Origin of the sequence: Burkholderia pyrrocinia (assembly GCF_001028665.1) — a bacterium.
Taxonomy (GTDB): Bacteria; Pseudomonadota; Gammaproteobacteria; order Burkholderiales; family Burkholderiaceae; genus Burkholderia; species Burkholderia pyrrocinia.
The window spans coordinates 3012773-3029133 of sequence record NZ_CP011504.1 but is presented as its reverse complement, the minus strand read 5'-3'; the positions used below and the strand labels follow the sequence as shown (position 1 = coordinate 3029133).

Sequence of the window (16361 nt, the reverse complement as noted above, 5' to 3'; positions counted from 1 at the left end):
GATGCCGGCACGGCCACATCTCGTATGGCGGCCATGATACGGGCCGTGCGACGAGGCATTGTTCGCGAGCCTACCGTACGCGGATTCCGTTCGCGCGAGCGGAACGAATCGCGAAAGGGCGCGCCGTGTTGTATCGCCGCAGTGATGAATGCATTTGTAAGCTGGCGCACCGAAGGCCGATCGGGCCGAATGATCTAATCAGACGCACTGTTTCGTCCGTCGCCGAAAGGATGCGGGCGGCGCCTGCGACCGGCGGCACGACCGGCCCGCGAGCGGATGAAGCCGGTGCAACGCGGCGAATGTGATGCATGCCGGCCGGCGCGCGCTTGCGCGAGACCGGTTCGTGCGTGGGGCAGTGCGGCACATGGAAGTCGGCGAGCGGGCCGCGCAGGGGCGCGGCGGAGGGCTGCAGCCGGTCGTCCTGCCGTCGCCGGCCCGCCGCGGGAATTGCGCAGCCGCGCATGCCGGTGGAGCCGCCGGCGCGTGTGCGCATGGAATAACAAATACCGATCCGAGGAGTACCGAGTGAAACCGATAACGTTCGGCAGTTGCGTGGGGTGGCTGCACGAAGGACAGACGGGACAGGGCGTGATCCTGTGCGAATCGCTGGGCCACGAGGCCGCGTGGACGCACAAGCTGATGCGGGCGATCGCGGAGCGACTCGCCCGTGCGGGCGTCACGGTGTTGCGGTTCAACTACCCGTGCGCCGGCGATTCGGCGGGCGACGATCTCGACGCCGGGCGGCATGCCGCCAGCATCGACAGCATTCATCGCGCGATCGACCTGCTGCGCGACGAAGCCGGCGTGACCGCGCTGACGCTCGTCGGCCTCCGCGCGGGCGCGCTGTTCGCGATGCTCGCCGCCGCGGGCGCAGGCCGGCACACGTTGCCGCGCGTCGATGCGATGGTGGCGCTGTCGCCGGTCGTGCGCGGCCGTGCATACCTGCGCGAGCTGTCGTTCGTGCATCGTCAGTGGCTCGATACGACGCCGCCCGCGATCCGTGTCGCGCACCGCGACGAACCTTGCATGAACGTGCTCGGGCATCGCTACCCGGCCGATTTCGTCGATGCGCTGAAGGCAAGCGATCTGTGCGACGTCGTGCGCGACGCGCCGGCGCTGCCCGGCGCGATGCTGCTGATCCAGCCGGAACAGGGCGACGGCCCCGCGTTGCGCGACGCGTTGCTGGCGCGCGGCGTGGACGTGACATGCGAGCCGTTCCGCGAATGGCCGACGACGATGCTCGACGGCACGCGCTCGCACCTGCCGCACGCGGCGATCGACACGCTGGTCAACTGGATTGTCGAGCGCGCGCCGCATGCAGCCGTCGCCGCTGACGTTCCATCGCGTGCGGTCGACGCGTGGAACGGCGAGTCGGGCGTCGCGCTCGACATGAGCGACATGACGGAGCAAGTCGTCGCGGTCGGCCCCGGGCGGCTGGTCGGCGTGCTGTGCCGGCCGGCGGAGACGCGGCCGGCTGCGCCGGTCGGCCCGGCGCTCGTGATCGCGAACACGTCGACCAATCCGCGCAGCGGCGAAGGACGCTTCGGCGTGCGCATCGCCCGCGCACTGGCGCGGGCCGGCGTGACGACGTTGCGGATCGACGTGACCGGCGTCGGCGACAGCGGGCCCGATGCGCCGGACGACCAGTCGGGCGTCGTGTATTCGCCGCAGGCGATCGACGACGTCGCGGCGGCCGCGGACTGGTTGCGCGCGATCGGCCATCCGGACGTGATCGCGGCCGGCATCTGCTCCGGCGCGTACGCGGCGTTGCATGCGGCGGTGAAAACGGCTTCGCTCGGCGGCGTGATCGCGATCAATCTCGCGCGCTTCGTGTGGCCGGCCGGGCTCACGCTCGAAGCCGCGCAGAAGCAGCGGATCAATTCGGTGCGCGGCTACTGGCTGTCGGTGCGCGACTGGCGGCGGTGGAAGCGGCTCGTCGTCGAGCGGCGCGACCTGCGTCCGATCCTGCGCGCGGTGGCGGCGAACGGTATCGCGCGCATCAGCGTGCCGGCGAAGGCGGCGGCCGCGCGCGTCGGCTGGAAGCCGCGCGCCGATACGCCGCGCGGCGTGATGCGCGAACTCGCGCAGCGCAACGTGTGGACGATGCTCGTCTACGGCGCGCTCGATCCCGGCATCGACGACGTCCGGCGCCACTTCGGCGCGGTCGAGCGCGCGTTTCGATGCTCGCGCCACGTGCGCGTGCACCTGATGCCGCAGGTCGACCACGCACTGTACGGCGCGGCGGGAACGGCCGCGGTGATCGATCTCTGCACGCAGGCGCTGGGCGGCGATCCGGGTCGGCCGGCCGTACGCGTGGCCGATCCGTCGGCACCCGACGCAGCCGGGCGCCCGTACGCGAACGTATCGGTCGGAAGTTCGTGACGCGCATCGCGTCGCGGTTGCGCGGATTACGGGGTGCGATCCCCGCTTCGTATGAAGATCGACGTTCGGTGGGCTCGCTCACAGACACGCCGGTCGCGGCGGTGTCCAATCCTGCATCGGTGCATGCGTCGTGATGCCGGCGCATGACCGGCCGGATCGCATCACTCCGGATCGCCCGGCTGCGCGTAGGGCCACGTCGTGTACGGCGAAGCGTACAGCGTGTCGCTGCGCCACAGGTCGTCGGCGGGCGCACTGGCCGCTTTCGGGCGGCTCGGCCGGCCCGGCACGAGCGGCCGCCGCAGCGCGCTGCGGGCGCGCGAGGCCGGTTCCTCGGCGGTGCGAATGCCGGGAAGCGCAAGGTTCGGTGCCGCTGCATCGGATGCCGACAGTGCGACGCCGGCAGTCGTGGTTTGCGCCGAACGTAGCAGCGGAACCGGCGCGATCAGCGCGGACGATGCGAAGTCCGGCGCGTCGGCCGGGTCGGAGTGCACGGATTGCGCGGCGGCGGTGCACGCGAAACCGGCCGACAGGATGCAGACGAACGACGAAAGCGACGAAGAGCAGTTCATGACGAATCGTACGGAATGACGTGCGGTGACGAGGGAGGCGCGGCGCCGTATGGCGAGCCGCGCTGGCAAGCGTAATGCCGGAGCCCGCCGGGTTTGGCGGGTTACCGCACAGTTTCGGAAGGACACCATGTCAACGACGCAAAAGGAATCGACGGCCGGGAGGCAGCGGCCCCGCATGCCCTGGCTGTCGCGCGTGGCGCTGGCGGCGACCGTGTGCGCGCTGAGCGCGTGCGCGCTGTCGCCGGGCATGACGTATCGCCCGCCTGCCGAACGCGACGCGAATGCGCGCGTGGGTGCCGACGCATCGGGTTCGGGCGGCCTCGACGGCGTTCGGAACGTAGCGGGCGAGGATCTGATCGAGATCACGCCGGCGTTCGTCGAGCGGCAGCATGCGGCACAGTCGGCCAGCGTCGACGCGGAAATCCGCCAGCTGTTCGGCAAGCCGAAGCCGTACGTGATCGGCCCCGGCGACGTGCTGAGCATCGTCGTGTGGGATCACCCGGAACTGAACCTGCCGACGACCCAGACGACGGGCGGCGGCGACGGCGTCGGCGCCAGCTCGGTCGCAACCGGTTATACGGTGGACGCGAGCGGCAGCGTGCAGTTCGCCTATGCGGGCCTGGTGCACGTGGCGGGGCTGACCGAGGCGCAGGCGCGCGCGGTGCTGACGAAGCGGCTCGGCGAATACGTGCGCAAGCCGCAGATCGCCGTGCGCGTCCAGGCGTACCGCAGCAAGCGCGTCTATCTCGACGGCGAAGTGCGCACGCCGGGGCTGCAGATCGTCAACGACATGCCGATGACGCTGCCCGAGGCGATCGACCGCGCGGGCGGTTTCACCGCGACGGCCGACCGCTCCCGGGTGTCGGTGACGCGCGGCGACAAGACCGTGATGGTGAGCCTGCCGGCCATGCTGGCCGCAGGCATCAATCCGACCAGCATCCTGTTGCACGACGGCGATCTCGTGCGCGTGCGCGCGGCGAGCGACAGCAAGGTGTTCGTGCTCGGCGAAGTGTCGCGTCCGGCGACGCTGACGCTGACCGACGGCCGGATGAGCCTCGGCGAAGCGCTCGGCGACACGGGCGGCGTCAGCCAGTACACCGCGGACGCGCGGCAGGTGTACGTGGTGCGGCGCGGGCCCGGCAACCGGCCGCAGGTCTATCACCTCGACGGGAGTTCGCCGGCCTCGTTCGCACTGGCCGACCGGTTCCCGCTCGAGCGTCGCGACGTCGTGTTCGTCGATGCGTCGTCGCTGGTGCGCTGGAGCCGTGTCGTCAACCTGCTGATCCCGTCGTCCGCGCAGGGTGCGCTGACGGCCAAGGCCATTTCGCCGTGAACCTCGCGACCGATTTCGCGACCGCGACTCGTCGCGCCTACGGGACTGATCCTGCATGAACTCCCTGACCCTGCCTGACCCGCACGACGGGCCCGCGTTGCGGCCGTCCTATCCGTACCGCCGCTACTGGACCATGCTGGTCGGCGGCCGGCGGCTGATCCTGTGCACGGCGCTCGCGGGCGCGCTTGCCGGGGCCGTCTATGCGCTTTGCGCGCGCCCCGTCTACCGGACCGACATCCTGTTCCAGGTCGAGCAAAGTCCGACCGAATCGAAGCCGAGTTCGCCGGCGGGCGATCCGTCGTCGGTGTTCGACCTGAAGACGGATGCGTCGACCGAGATCGAGGTGCTGAAATCGCGCGCGGTGATGGCGCGGGCGGTCGACGATACCAACCTGGCCGTCGATGCGCGGCCGCATTACCTGCCGATCGTCGGCTGGCGGTTCGTGAACGCGGCCGACGGGCTGTCGTCGCCGCTGCCGGGCGGTTACGTGTACGGCACGGAGCGCATCGACGTACCGACCTTCGACGTGCCGAAGCGTTTTCTCGGCATGCGTTTCGCGCTGACCGTCGGCAACGACGGCGCCTATACGCTGCAGCGCACGGGCTTGCTCGGCAGGACGGGGCCCGTATGGCAGGGCAGGGTCGGCCAGCCGCTGCACGTCGAGACACCGCAGGGGCCGCTCGACGTGTTCGTGCGCGGCGTCGCGGGCGAGCCCGGCGCGCGCTTCGACCTGACGCGCTACGCCGACGAAGAGGCGACGGCGTGGCTGCAGAAGAACGCGCTGATCTCGGAGCGCGGCAAGCAGTCGAACATGATCGGCGTGACGCTCGACGGCACCGATCCCGTGCACGACAGCCGCGTGCTGAACGCGGTCGGCGACGCGTATCTGGCGCAGAACACGCAGCGCAAGTCCGCGGCGGCCGACAAGCTGATCCGCTTCATGGACGCGCAGTTGCCGCAACTGAAGGCGCAGCTCGAACAGGCGGAAAGCCGCTTCAACGCGTTCCGCGCGTCGCACGGCACGGTCAACACGAGCGACGAAGGGCTGGCGCTGCGGCAGCAGTCGGTCGACATCGAGACGCGCGTGCAGACGCTGCAGCAGCGCCGCGAGGAACTGCTGACCCGGTTCATGCCGAAGCATCCGGCCGTCGTCGCGGTCGACGCGCAGCTCGCCGACGCACAGCATGCGCTCGACACGGTGCGCAAGCAGATCCAGCAGTTGCCGACCGTCGAGCAGGGCGTGCTGCAACTGCAGCGCGACGTGGCCGTCGATACCGCGCTCTACACGAACCTGCTCAACTCGCGCCAGCAGATGATCCTCGCGCGGGCCAGCAAGACCGGCACCGTGCGGATCGTCGATGCCGCGAAGGTCGCCGAGACGCCCACCGGGCCGCATCGCGGGATGGCCGTGATCGCGTCGCTGATCCTCGGCCTGCTGGCGGGCGCCGCGGTCGTGATCGTGCGGCAGCGTGTCGCCGGCACGGTCGGCGACGCCGAGGAAATCGAATGGTCGACGGGCCTGCCGGTGTTCGCGGCGGTGCCGCACAGCCCGGTGTCCGGGCAAGCCGTGCCGCCGTCGAAGGGCGCGCGGCGGCGCGCCGCGCGCACGCCGGAGCCGCCGGGCGCCCCGGAGGGCGCGGCGCTCGAAAGCCTGCGCAATTTCCGCACGGCGCTGCAACTGGCGATGCCCGACGCACCGAACCGCGTCGTGCTGATCTCGGGGCCGACGACGGGCGTCGGCAAGTCGTTCGTCGCCGCGAATCTCGCGTCGCTGGTGGGCGCCGCGAAGCGGCGTGTGCTGCTGATCGACGCGGACCTGCGCAAGGGCTCGCTGCACGAGCGGTTCCGCTTCAGCCGCGCGCCGGGCCTGGCGGATGTGGTGGCCGGCACGCACGCGCTCGACGAGGCGATCAAGCGCGACGCGACGCCCGGCCTCGATTTCATGCCGATGGGCAACGTCGTGCCCGATCCGGGCGAACTGCTGCTGCAGCCCGCGCTTGCCGAGCTGATCGAGCGCGTCGCGTCGCGCTACGACATGGTCGTGATCGATGCGCCGCCGCTGCTGCCGGTGGCCGACGCGCTGGTGCTCGGGCGCCTGGCCGGGACCGTGTTCCTCGTCGCGCGCAGCGGCGTGACGACGCTGACGGAGCTCGACGAAAGCGCACGACGGCTCGAGCACGCGCATATCGACGTACGCGGCGTGATCCTGAACGACTTCACGGGCAGCCCGGGACGGTACGACTACGGTTACACGGATGCGAACACCCATCAGGCCGCGTCCGGCTACGCCGGCGCGATGGCGGCGCGGCGGCCGGCGCGCTGAGCGGCGAACGCGTGGCGCCGGCGGGTTCGCGCGGTGCGCGCACGGGAAGCGATGGAACGGACATCATGAACAAACGAGTGGCGGCCGGCGTGCGCGTGCGGCACCGACAGCCGGCGACGGTGCGCCGGGTGGCGCGCGCCGGCCGGGCTGCAGGCTACGCGGGTTACTGGTGGGAGGATCCGGCGCGGCTCGTGCTGATCTTCATCCTGCCGTTGTACGCGATGCTGTCGATCGGCCTGCTCGGCGATCAGAAGTCGATCGCACGCATCTATTTCGACGGCTACGCCGCGTTCGCGGGCGGCCTGTTCCTGCTGGTGCTGACCGCGTCCGCGTGGTTCGCGGCGACCGACGCGCAGTTCCGGCGCGCGCCGGACGACGGGCCGGTCGAGCTGTCGCCGCGCGTGCTCGATTTCGTGTTCGCGCTCGCGCTGTTCGGTTATCTCGTGATGATGAGCGGCATCCTCACGCATCCGGCCGTGCTGTTGTCGTTCCTGTCCGGCACGGCGAACACGTTCGAGCTGATCGAACTGAAAGGGCGCATCACCGGCCTGAGCACCTTCACGCAGGCGACGGCGCCGTTCGTCGCGCTGTATTTCTACGTGTTCAGGACGCCGGTCAAGGGCTTCAACCGCTACAAGGCCTACCTGGCCGTGCTCACCGTGCTGACGCTGCTGCGCAGCTTCATCTTCGCGGAGCGGCTCGCGATCATCGAGATGGTGCTGCCGTTCGCGCTGATGGCCGTGCGGTTCCGGTTCGGCCGCAAGCGTTCGCGGCTCCTGGCGCTCGGGCCGTATGCGGCGATTCCGCTGCTGCTCGGGCTGTTCATCGTGAACGAATACAACCGGTCGTGGGAAACCTACTACATCAACATCTACGACAATATCTTCGATTTCGCGCTCGAACGCCTGGGCCTGTACTACTCGACGTCGCTGAACAACGGCGCCGGGATCCTCAACGTGCTCGGCTGGGGCAGCGGGCATCCGATGTTCACGTTCGACTGGCTGCTGCGCTTCCCGGTGATCGGCGCAACGCTCCAGCCGTGGCTCGACTCGGGCGACAGTCTCGACCTGTTCCTGAACAGCTATGCCGATCCCGAGTTCAACAATCCGTCGGGCATCTTCGTCCATTTCTACGAATGGGGCTGGTTCGGGTTGCTGAACGCTGCGTTTGCCGGCTGGGTGTTCGGTCGCGGCTACGCGGGCTGGCGGGCCGGGAACGGCTTCTGGTGCTGCGCGCACGCGGTGCTCTATGTGTCGCTGATGGAAATCCTGCGGATTCCGAACCTGTTCAGCGGTCGCAACTTCGTACCGGTCGTGCTGCTGATCGTCGTGTTCCGGTGGTTCGCGAAGCGGCCGGAACGGGCGTCGCCCGCAGCCGCGCGCGGCGCCGCGATCCGGCGCGCGCCCGACATCGGCCAACTGTCGCCCAGCCCACAGTCTTTCGCTGCCGGCCTGCATAGAGTGGAGCGTCTCATGACCACTCGCAACGCGCGCGGACCCTGACGGGGCCGCCGCATCGACCATTCACATGACTACGACTGCACGCGAAACCAGCCTCGACGTCGCCCGTGGCGCGGGGATCATTCTGGTCGTCTACGGACATGTGTTGCGCGGAGCCGTCTCGTCGGGCCTCATGCCGGCGGGCCTGCCCGATACCGGGTTCGCGTGGATCGACTACGTGGTCTACACGTTCCACATGCCGCTGTTTTTCTTCCTGTCAGGGCTGCACGTCTGCAGTTCGCTGCGCAGCGCGCCGCACCGGTTCATCGGGGCGAAGGCGCGGGCGATCGCCTATCCGTACCTGCTGTGGTCGGTCCTGCAAGGCAGCGTGCAGATCGCGATGGCGTCGCACGGCACCAATCATCCGTTCACGGTCGCCGACCTGCTGGCGATCGGCTGGCGGCCGTTCGCGCAGTTCTGGTTCCTGTATGCGCTGATGCTTTGCATGACCGGCGTCTGGCTGCTTGCGCAGCGCGTGCCGGCGCTTGCGCGAGTGCCGATGCCGCCGCGCATCCGCGGCGCGCTCATTGCGAGCGCGGTGCTCGGGCTGGCCATCGGCGCGGCGACGCAATGGGGCATCCTGTCGACGACGCTGATGAACTGGCCGTTCTTCGTGGCGGGTGTCGTTGCATCGCGTGCATTGCCGGGCTGGCTCGGACGCCACAGCCATCCCGTCGCGTGTGCGGTGACGGCGGCGATCTTCGTCTCGGCGGTCGCGTTCGCGCACGGGCTGGGCGGTGCAACGAGCATCTGGGCCGTTCCTGCCGCGTTCGCCGGCATCGCGCTGATGCTGCAGTTCGCGTACCGGTATGCGTCGTCTCACGAGCGCGCCGGATGGCTGGCGGCGGTCGGGTGCGCGTCGATGCCGATCTACCTGATGCATATCCTGGTGATGGCCGGCGTGCGCATCGTGCTGATGCGCGCGGGCATCAGCAACCTCGCGGCACACCTCGCGCTCGGTACGCTCGCCGGCGTCGCGGTTCCAATGGCGGCTTACCTGATCGCGCTGCGCACGGGGGCCGCGCGGGTAGCCGGATTTCCGTCGTGGCCGGGGCGCGGGGCGGTCGTGCGCCCGCAGGCTGCATGAGACGCGTGGACGCGGTTCGCATGCGCAGGCGCCGATGCCTTTCCCGTCTCTGCAGTGCGATGCTCGGCGTATTCGGTGCATTCGGCGTATGGGCGACGTGCAGTCCCGCGCTGGCGGCGCACGCTGCGGCGGCGGCCGCGCCGATGGCTCAACGCACGATCAGCGGCGTGACGATGCCGGATGCGCATGTCGACCCCGCGCCCGACGGCGCGGATCAGGCCGACGCGCTGCAACGCGCACTGGATGCGCTGCATCCCGGCCAGCGGCTCGTGTTCGCGCCGGGGCGCTACATCGTCAGCCGTTCGCTCGTCGTTCGGCAAACGCAGGTCGTGCTGTCGGGCTACGGCGCGACGCTGATCGCAACCGTGCCCGACGACCAGACGATCGAGATGCGTGGCGACGGCACGACGATCGTGGGATTCAGGCTGGCGGGAACGGGCTCGACGCGGATGGAAACGCCGCAATCGACCAAGATCGAAGTGACCGGGCGCGGCGTGCAGGTGCTCGACAACGCGATCGACGGCGGCGGCGGCGGGATTTTCGTGTTCGGCGGAGCGGATGTCGCGATCGTCGGCAACGAAGTGCAGGCGACACTGGCGGACGGCATCCACATCACGCACGGCGCGCGCAACGTGCTCGTGCAGGGCAACGTCGTGCGCGGCACCGGCGACGACATGATTGCGGTGGTGAGCTACCAGGGCGACGGCGTACTCAGCCGCAACGTGATGATTACCGGCAACTCGCTCGAGGGTAATGCGTGGGGGCGTGGCATCACGGTGGTCGGCGGCGCGGACGTGACGATCGCGAACAACATCGTGCGCAACGTGCAGGTGAGCGCGGGCATTCTGGTCGCGCAGGAGGACAGCTTCCGGACCTACGGCGCGTCCGGCGTGTTGGTCGAGAACAACGAGATCTCGGATATCCAGACCGCGACCGCGCGGACCGATCCGCGCCCGCTGACGCAGCAGGCCGCGATCGACGTCAGTACGTGGTCGGGCTCGGTAACGCGCGTGGCCGTGGTCGGCAACCGCGTGTCGCGCGCGCGGTTCGCCGGCATTCGCGTATGGGGAAATGTGTCGCAATACCGGATCGCCGACAACCGGTTGACCGCGATCGGCGGGATGCCGGTGCAGGTGGGCGGTGCCGGAGGAGGCTGTATCGCGGGCCGCCCGAACGCGGGCCGCCCGAATGCCGGCGGATCGAAAGCGGGGCAGTGCGGGGCGGCGGGCGTGCAGCCGCTCGCGACCGGCGTGACGGTGGGCGCGGACGCGTCGCAGTTGCCGCGCGTGCGCGAATCGTTGAGGCAGGCACGCTGGTCGCAACGCGGCATCGATTGATGTCACGATGCGCGCGCCGGCGTGCACTGCCGGCGATTGCCGCGCTGCCCGCGCTTACCGCACGACATCTCCTTCCACCGCCCGTTCATGCGGTTCCCGCGAAGCGAGCGGCACCGCATGCGTGTCCGGCAGCGAGTCGACGACGGCGCGTCCGTACTGGTCGTCGAAGCGCACGATATCGTCCTCGCCGAGATAGTTGCCCGATTGCACCTCGATGATCTCGAGCGGAATCCGGCCGGGATTCTCGAGGCGATGGACCTCGCCGACGGCGATGTACGTCGATTCGTTCTCGCTGAGCAGGAACGTCTCGCTGCCGCGTGTCACCTTCGCGGTGCCGCGCACGACGATCCAGTGCTCGGCACGGTGATAGTGCATCTGCAGCGACAGCCGCTTGCCCGGTTCGACGACGATCCGCTTCACCTGGAACCGTTCGCCGAGATCGATCGAATCGTAGTGCCCCCACGGACGCTGCACCTTGCGGTGCTCGCTCGCCTGCGGACGCCGGTCGATCTTCAGGCGCGCGACGATGTTCTTCACGCGCTGCACGTCGTGCTTGTTCGCGACCAGCACCGCATCGGGCGTTTCGATCACGACGACGTCCTTCATCCCGACGCACGCGATGAGCCGCCCCTCCGAACGCACGAAGCTGTCCTGCGTATCCTCGAACACGATCGGGCCGCGCGCGACGTTGCCTTGATCGTCCTTCGGCATGATTTCCCAGATCGCATCCCAGGTGCCGACGTCCGACCAGCCGGCCGCGAGCGGCACGACGATCCCTTCGATGCCGAGCTCGCTGCTTTCGGCGAGGCGCTCCATCACCGCGTAGTCGATCGAGTCGGACGGGCACGCGTCGAACGCCGCCGCGTCGACCCGGAAGAACGGGTCCTCGGCGACGCCCGCGCGCCACGCCGCTTCGCAGGCCGCATGGATCGCGGGCGCCAGCGCGCGGATTGCCTTCAGCCAGACCGACGCGCGCGTGACGAAAATCCCGCTGTTCCACCAGTAGTCGCCCGACTGCAGGTAGCGTTCGGCGAGCGTCGCGTCGGGTTTCTCGACGAAGCGCCCGATCGAATAACCGCCTTGTCCGCCGAGGCGGCCGGTGCGCGGCTCGCCGACCTGGATGTAGCCGTAGCCCGTTTCCGCACGGCGCGGCAGCACGCCGAGCGTGACGATCGCGCCTTCCTGCGCGTAACGCGCCGCGCGCGCGATGGTGTCCTGGAATGCGCCGACATCGGCGATCACGTGATCGGCCGGCATCACCGCGAGCACGGGATCGTCCGCGAGCACGCTCGCGTCGAGCGCGGCGAGCGTGAGCGCCGGTGCCGTGTTGCGTGCGGCCGGCTCGAGCAGGATGCGCGCCGGCGCCGCACGATCGGCCACTTGCGCGGCACTCATGATGCGATGCTGTTCGCCGCACACCAGCAGCAACGTGTCGCCGAGCGACGCGTTCGCGATGCCGTTCAGGCGGCGCGCCGTCGCCGACAGCGGCGATTCGTTCGAGGTCAGCTCGATCAGTTGCTTCGGAAACTGCTCGCGCGACAGCGGCCAGAGGCGCGTGCCCGAGCCGCCGGCGAGGATGACCGGCAGGATGCGCGGAAGGTCGGGTTCGGGAACCGGGCGAAGGGTGCGGGTCATCGATTGGCTCCGGTATCGGCGGGCAGCCGGTTGTGCGCGCGGCCGTCGGCGCGTGCATCTTCGTTTCGGGGCCGGGGCGCCGCAACGGCCCGGGACAGCAGTTGACGCAGCGCACCGGCGGCGCGATCGGCCGGCCGGATGATGCCGACGAACGGCGCACCCTGTTCCAGATACGGGCCGTACGCCTTGCGGAATCCGAAGCGTTTGTAGAACGCCTGGCGCGGCGCGGGAACGTGCATGCGGAGCGCGGCGTCCGGCCACGCGGCCAGCGCGGCGGTCAGCGCGCGTTCGAGCAGGCGTTCGAGCGTGTCGCCGTCGCGACACGCCTCGCTCGTCAGTACCTTGTCGATCACGACATCCGGATCGATGTCGTCGCCGGGCAGGATGCGCGCGTAGGCCGCGACTTCCGCCATGTCGCCGTTACGTACGGTCGCGTACACGTGCAGTGCGCCCGCGTCCTTGCCGTCGATGTCGAGATGCGTGTGCGCATCCTCGACGACCAGCACGGCGTTGCGCGCGCGCAGGATTGCGTAGAGATCGACGGCGCCCAGATGTTCGAATTCACAACAATACCATTCCATGATGCGGTCCTCGCGTGAAGCCTTCAGCACGCAGTACCGCACGGACGCGTTCGTTCCGTGCGGTGCGGCGATGGTCATGATGCGGACACCGCGCGCGCCGGTCTGTTCGAAAGCGTACTCACGCCATGGTTTCGCGCGGCCGGCGCGCCTAGAGCGGCGCAATGTGCGGTAGCACACATCGGCCGTGACGGGGCTTTCCGATAATTGGCACGTCACGGCGGCCGCGCTGCGCGGCCCGCCGATATCGAACGTGAATGAAGAACCAGGGGCAGTACTTGAAGATTGCGATCGTTCACGACTGGCTGGTCGTGCCTGGCGGCGCCGAACGCGTGCTGGCGCACATGATCGACTGCTTTCCGCAGGCCGACATCTACAGCCTCGTCGATTTCCTCGAGGATCGGGACTGCCTGCGCGGCCGCGCGGTACGCACGTCCTTCATCCAGAAGCTGCCGTTCGCGCGCAAGCGCTACCGCAGCTATCTGCCGTTGTTTCCGCTGGCGATCGAACAGTTCGACCTGTCGGAATACGACGTCGTGCTGTCGAGCTCGTACGCGGTCGCGAAGGGCGTATTGAGCGGACCGGATCAGTTCCACGCCAGCTACGTGCATTCGCCGGTGCGCTACGCGTGGGATCTGCAGCACCAGTACCTGAAGGAGGCGGGGCTCGCGCGCGGGCCGAAATCGGCGATCGCGCGGGCGCTGCTGCATTACATCCGCAACTGGGATGCGCGTTCGGCGAACGGCGTCGATCGCGTGGCCGCGAATTCGCACTTCATCGCGCGCCGCATCCGCAAGGCCTACCGGCGCGATGCGACCGTGATCTATCCGCCGGTCGACGTCGACCATCTGTCGCTGCGCACGGACAAGGACGCGTTCTACCTGACCGCGTCGCGGCTCGTGCCTTACAAGCGGATCGACCTGATCGTCGAGGCGTTCTCGCGTACGCCGGAGCGCCGTCTCGTCGTGATCGGCGACGGTCCCGACATGGCGAAGATCCGCGCGCTTGCGGGGCCGAACGTCACGCTGCTCGGCTACCAGCCGTTCGATGTGCTGCACGACCACCTGCAGCGCGCACGCGCGTTCGTGTTTGCGGCGGAAGAGGATTTCGGCATTTCGCCGGTCGAGGCGCAAGCGTGCGGCACGCCGGTGATCGCGTACGGGAAGGGCGGCGTGCGCGAGTCGGTGCGCGCGTGGCCGGGCGCCGGCGCGACGGGCCTGTTCTATCGCGCGCAGACGGTCGACGCACTGGTCGACGCGCTGGCCCGCTTCGAAGCACTGCCGCGCGGATCGTTCGATCCGCACGCGTGCCGCGCGAATGCCGAATTCTTCGGCTCGGCGCGTTTCCGCGACGAGCTCACGCGCTTCGTGACGGATGGCTATGCTGCATTGCAGGAGGAGATGGCCGGCACCGCCGGTTTCACGCCGGACGACGGCGTTTCGGCCCGTGGCAACATGCGCGATCGGCACGCCCTGCCAGGCGAGGCGGCGCTGCGGACCTGACCGGCGGCGCCGGCGTTTGGTTACGACGCTGTAACGGAGGACCGGGGCGCGTGCATTCGCCGCGCGGTGCCGGCGGGGCATGTGCGCCGCGATTATCGACTCGCCGAATGGGACGTGCGGCTTTAATCCGGGATTTCGGTGAAAATCGCGTGCAATGAATGCCCCGATCTTGCCGAAAAGTAGGATTTGCCACTGACTGACGGGAATAGTCGGAGATAATCAAATTTCAGTGGTCAAAGGCGGGTTGTGCGGGCCGACCGGTGGCGTAATAGGCTGAATCATGTTTATCTTTTGGTAACACGGCCATCTCGAAACGGAGTGTAAATTCAGGAACGGATGAAATGAGGCGGTCATTCCGGGAGCGGGTTGGCGGCCATCCGGTTCGGCATCAGGCGCGACTGTCGTGTACGACGCGACGCATATGCGGACGGATTTCCCGTTTGCCGACGTGCCCCGCCTGACGGCGCGCCGCATCAAAGCCGGAACGTCGTGGCTCCTGCGGCTGCGCGTTCCCTTCCAGTTCGATGACAACGAGGCCGGATGAGATCCGGCTCGACCTCCGGGGGCTCTGCCGTGTGCAGTTTCGATCTTCGCCAATGCTGCGGAAACGCAGCGCGGACAGGTGGCCATGCGCCGCCGGCCGCAGCGCACGCGAACGGTTCGCGGAGTGGAGAAAGTGATGGTTCGTTATGAATATGCCAATAACGCGCGATAAGAGCGCCGGCGGGGGAAGCGGTAACGGGCAGCGTCCGCTGATTTACTGGACACAGTCGCCGTCCGTCATGCTGCGAAAGGAACTGGCGCGACGCGACTGGAAGGTTTCGATCGTCGCGCATGCGAACGAGCTGCGCGACACGTCCGGCGAAATTACCTGCGGCATTCTCGACTTGAGCGGTGGCCATGCCGATGCGATCGGCAGCATCGCGTCGACCTGCGCGTCGATGCGCGACGTCGTGTGGGTTGCGCTCGTCGACGTCGGCCAGACCGCGTCCCCGAATGTGCGCGCGCTGTTGCGCGACTATTGCTTCGACTACGTCACGTTGCCCGCGTCGCATCAGCGGATCGCGGATACGGTCGGCCATGCGTACGGCATGGAATGCCTGTTCGCGCGCGACCGCGAACAGCTCGAATCGGACGAGAAAGGCATCGTCGGCACCTGCAGCGCGATGCTGCGGCTGTTCGATACGGTGCGGCGCTTCGCGCGCACCGACGCGCCGGTGTTCGTATTCGGCGAAACGGGTACCGGCAAGGAACTGACGGCCGTCGCGATCCATCGTCATTCGGAGCGGCGCAACGGCCCGTTCGTCGCGGTCAACTGCGGCGCGATTCCGCCGCATCTGCTGCAATCGGAACTGTTCGGTTATGAGCGCGGCGCGTTTACCGGCGCGAACGCGCGCAAGATCGGCTATGTCGAGGCCGCCAACGGCGGCACGCTGCTGCTCGACGAGATCGGCGACCTGCCCCACGAGAGCCAGGCGAGCCTGCTGCGGTTTCTGCAGGAGCGCTCGATCCATCGCCTCGGCGGCAGCGATCCGGTGCCGGTCGATGTCAGGATCGTATCGGCGACGCACGTCGACCTGCGCGGCGCGATGGAGGAAGGGCGGTTTCGCGCGGACCTGTTCCACCGCCTGTGCGTGATGCGGATCGACCAGCCGCCGCTGCGCGCGCGCGGCAAGGACATCGAACTGCTCGCGCACCACATGCTCGAACGTTTCCGCGGCGACGCGCGCCATCGCGTGCGCGGCTTCTCGACAGACGCGATCACCGCGCTCTACAAGCACGACTGGCCCGGCAATGTTCGCGAGCTGATCAACCGCGTGCGCCGCGCGGTCGTGATGACCGAAGGGCGCCTGATCACCGCGCGGGATCTCGAACTCGAATACTGTCTCGATGCGGCGTCGCCGTCGGTGGCCGACATCCGCAAGTCGATCGAGCGCGAGGCGATCGAAACCGCGTTGCTGCGCACACGCGGGCGCGTCGCGGCTTCGGCGCGCGAGCTGGGCGTGTCGCGCGCGACGCTGTATCGCTGGATGGAGGCGTACGGAATCGAGCGGCCGCGCGGCACGGGCTCGTCCGACTGACGTTCGAATGGTGACGCTCGCGGCGCACCGGGGCC

At 68.8% G+C, this 16361-nt stretch carries 12 protein-coding genes; 9 read left to right on the top strand and 3 right to left on the bottom strand.

Going from position 1 to position 16361, the window contains the following annotated elements:
- The first annotated feature begins 525 nt into the window (after nucleotides 1–525).
- Nucleotides 526–2382 carry a serine aminopeptidase domain-containing protein gene (locus tag ABD05_RS29535; protein WP_047903468.1) on the top strand — a complete coding sequence of 619 codons (1857 nt, stop codon included), beginning with the start codon at nucleotides 526–528 and terminating at the stop codon, nucleotides 2380–2382.
- 161 nt (nucleotides 2383–2543) lie between these two features.
- On the opposite strand, the gene ABD05_RS29530 is transcribed toward ABD05_RS29535, so the two are convergent.
- The gene (locus ABD05_RS29530; RefSeq protein ID WP_047903467.1) at nucleotides 2544–2951 is read right to left on the bottom strand and encodes a hypothetical protein; all 408 of its coding nucleotides are present in this window, start codon (nucleotides 2949–2951) and stop codon (nucleotides 2544–2546) included.
- Nucleotides 2952–3078: 127 nt separating this feature from the next.
- Between ABD05_RS29530 and ABD05_RS29525 the strand changes: the two genes are divergently transcribed.
- The 5 genes from ABD05_RS29525 to ABD05_RS29505 all read left to right on the top strand — a co-directional run bounded on the left by ABD05_RS29525 (nucleotide 3079) and on the right by ABD05_RS29505 (nucleotide 10530).
- The gene (locus tag ABD05_RS29525; RefSeq protein WP_047903466.1) at nucleotides 3079–4284 is read left to right on the top strand and encodes a polysaccharide biosynthesis/export family protein; all 1206 of its coding nucleotides are present in this window, start codon (nucleotides 3079–3081) and stop codon (nucleotides 4282–4284) included.
- A 55-nt stretch (nucleotides 4285–4339) separates the two neighbouring features.
- Nucleotides 4340–6607, top strand: coding sequence for a polysaccharide biosynthesis tyrosine autokinase (locus tag ABD05_RS29520; protein ID WP_047903465.1), 2268 nt, complete (start codon nucleotides 4340–4342; stop codon nucleotides 6605–6607).
- 65 nt (nucleotides 6608–6672) lie between these two features.
- A complete protein-coding gene (locus tag ABD05_RS29515; protein ID WP_238594148.1) occupies nucleotides 6673–8109 on the top strand; it encodes an oligosaccharide repeat unit polymerase in 1437 nt (478 codons plus the stop codon).
- 25 nt (nucleotides 8110–8134) lie between these two features.
- Nucleotides 8135–9193, top strand: a complete 1059-nt coding sequence (locus ABD05_RS29510; RefSeq protein WP_047903464.1) for an acyltransferase family protein — start codon at nucleotides 8135–8137, stop codon at nucleotides 9191–9193.
- A 20-nt stretch (nucleotides 9194–9213) separates the two neighbouring features.
- Nucleotides 9214–10530 (top strand): right-handed parallel beta-helix repeat-containing protein, encoded by a 1317-nt coding sequence (locus tag ABD05_RS29505; protein WP_047903463.1) that lies wholly within the window; start codon nucleotides 9214–9216, stop codon nucleotides 10528–10530.
- Between the two features lie 54 nt (nucleotides 10531–10584).
- Here the strand turns inward: ABD05_RS29505 and ABD05_RS29500 are convergent, their stop codons facing one another.
- A complete protein-coding gene (locus tag ABD05_RS29500) occupies nucleotides 10585–12165 on the bottom strand; it encodes a mannose-1-phosphate guanylyltransferase/mannose-6-phosphate isomerase (RefSeq protein ID WP_047903462.1) in 1581 nt (526 codons plus the stop codon).
- Nucleotides 12162–12824, bottom strand: a complete 663-nt coding sequence (locus ABD05_RS29495; protein ID WP_082146255.1) for a GNAT family N-acetyltransferase — start codon at nucleotides 12822–12824, stop codon at nucleotides 12162–12164. The genes ABD05_RS29500 and ABD05_RS29495 overlap by 4 nt, the downstream gene beginning before the upstream one ends.
- A 197-nt stretch (nucleotides 12825–13021) precedes the next feature.
- Here ABD05_RS29495 and ABD05_RS29490 point away from each other — a divergent pair, with 197 nt between their 5' ends.
- The 3 genes from ABD05_RS29490 (at nucleotide 13022) to ABD05_RS29485 (ending at nucleotide 16326) form a co-directional block, all read left to right on the top strand.
- Complete coding sequence (locus tag ABD05_RS29490) at nucleotides 13022–14245, top strand: glycosyltransferase family 4 protein (protein ID WP_047903887.1); 1224 nt, start codon at nucleotides 13022–13024, stop codon at nucleotides 14243–14245.
- Between the two features lie 403 nt (nucleotides 14246–14648).
- Complete coding sequence (locus ABD05_RS38415) at nucleotides 14649–14789, top strand: hypothetical protein (protein WP_158361693.1); 141 nt, start codon at nucleotides 14649–14651, stop codon at nucleotides 14787–14789.
- Nucleotides 14790–14934: 145 nt separating this feature from the next.
- Nucleotides 14935–16326 carry a sigma-54 dependent transcriptional regulator gene (locus ABD05_RS29485; protein ID WP_047903461.1) on the top strand — a complete coding sequence of 464 codons (1392 nt, stop codon included), beginning with the start codon at nucleotides 14935–14937 and terminating at the stop codon, nucleotides 16324–16326.
- The last annotated feature ends 35 nt before the right edge of the window (nucleotides 16327–16361 follow it).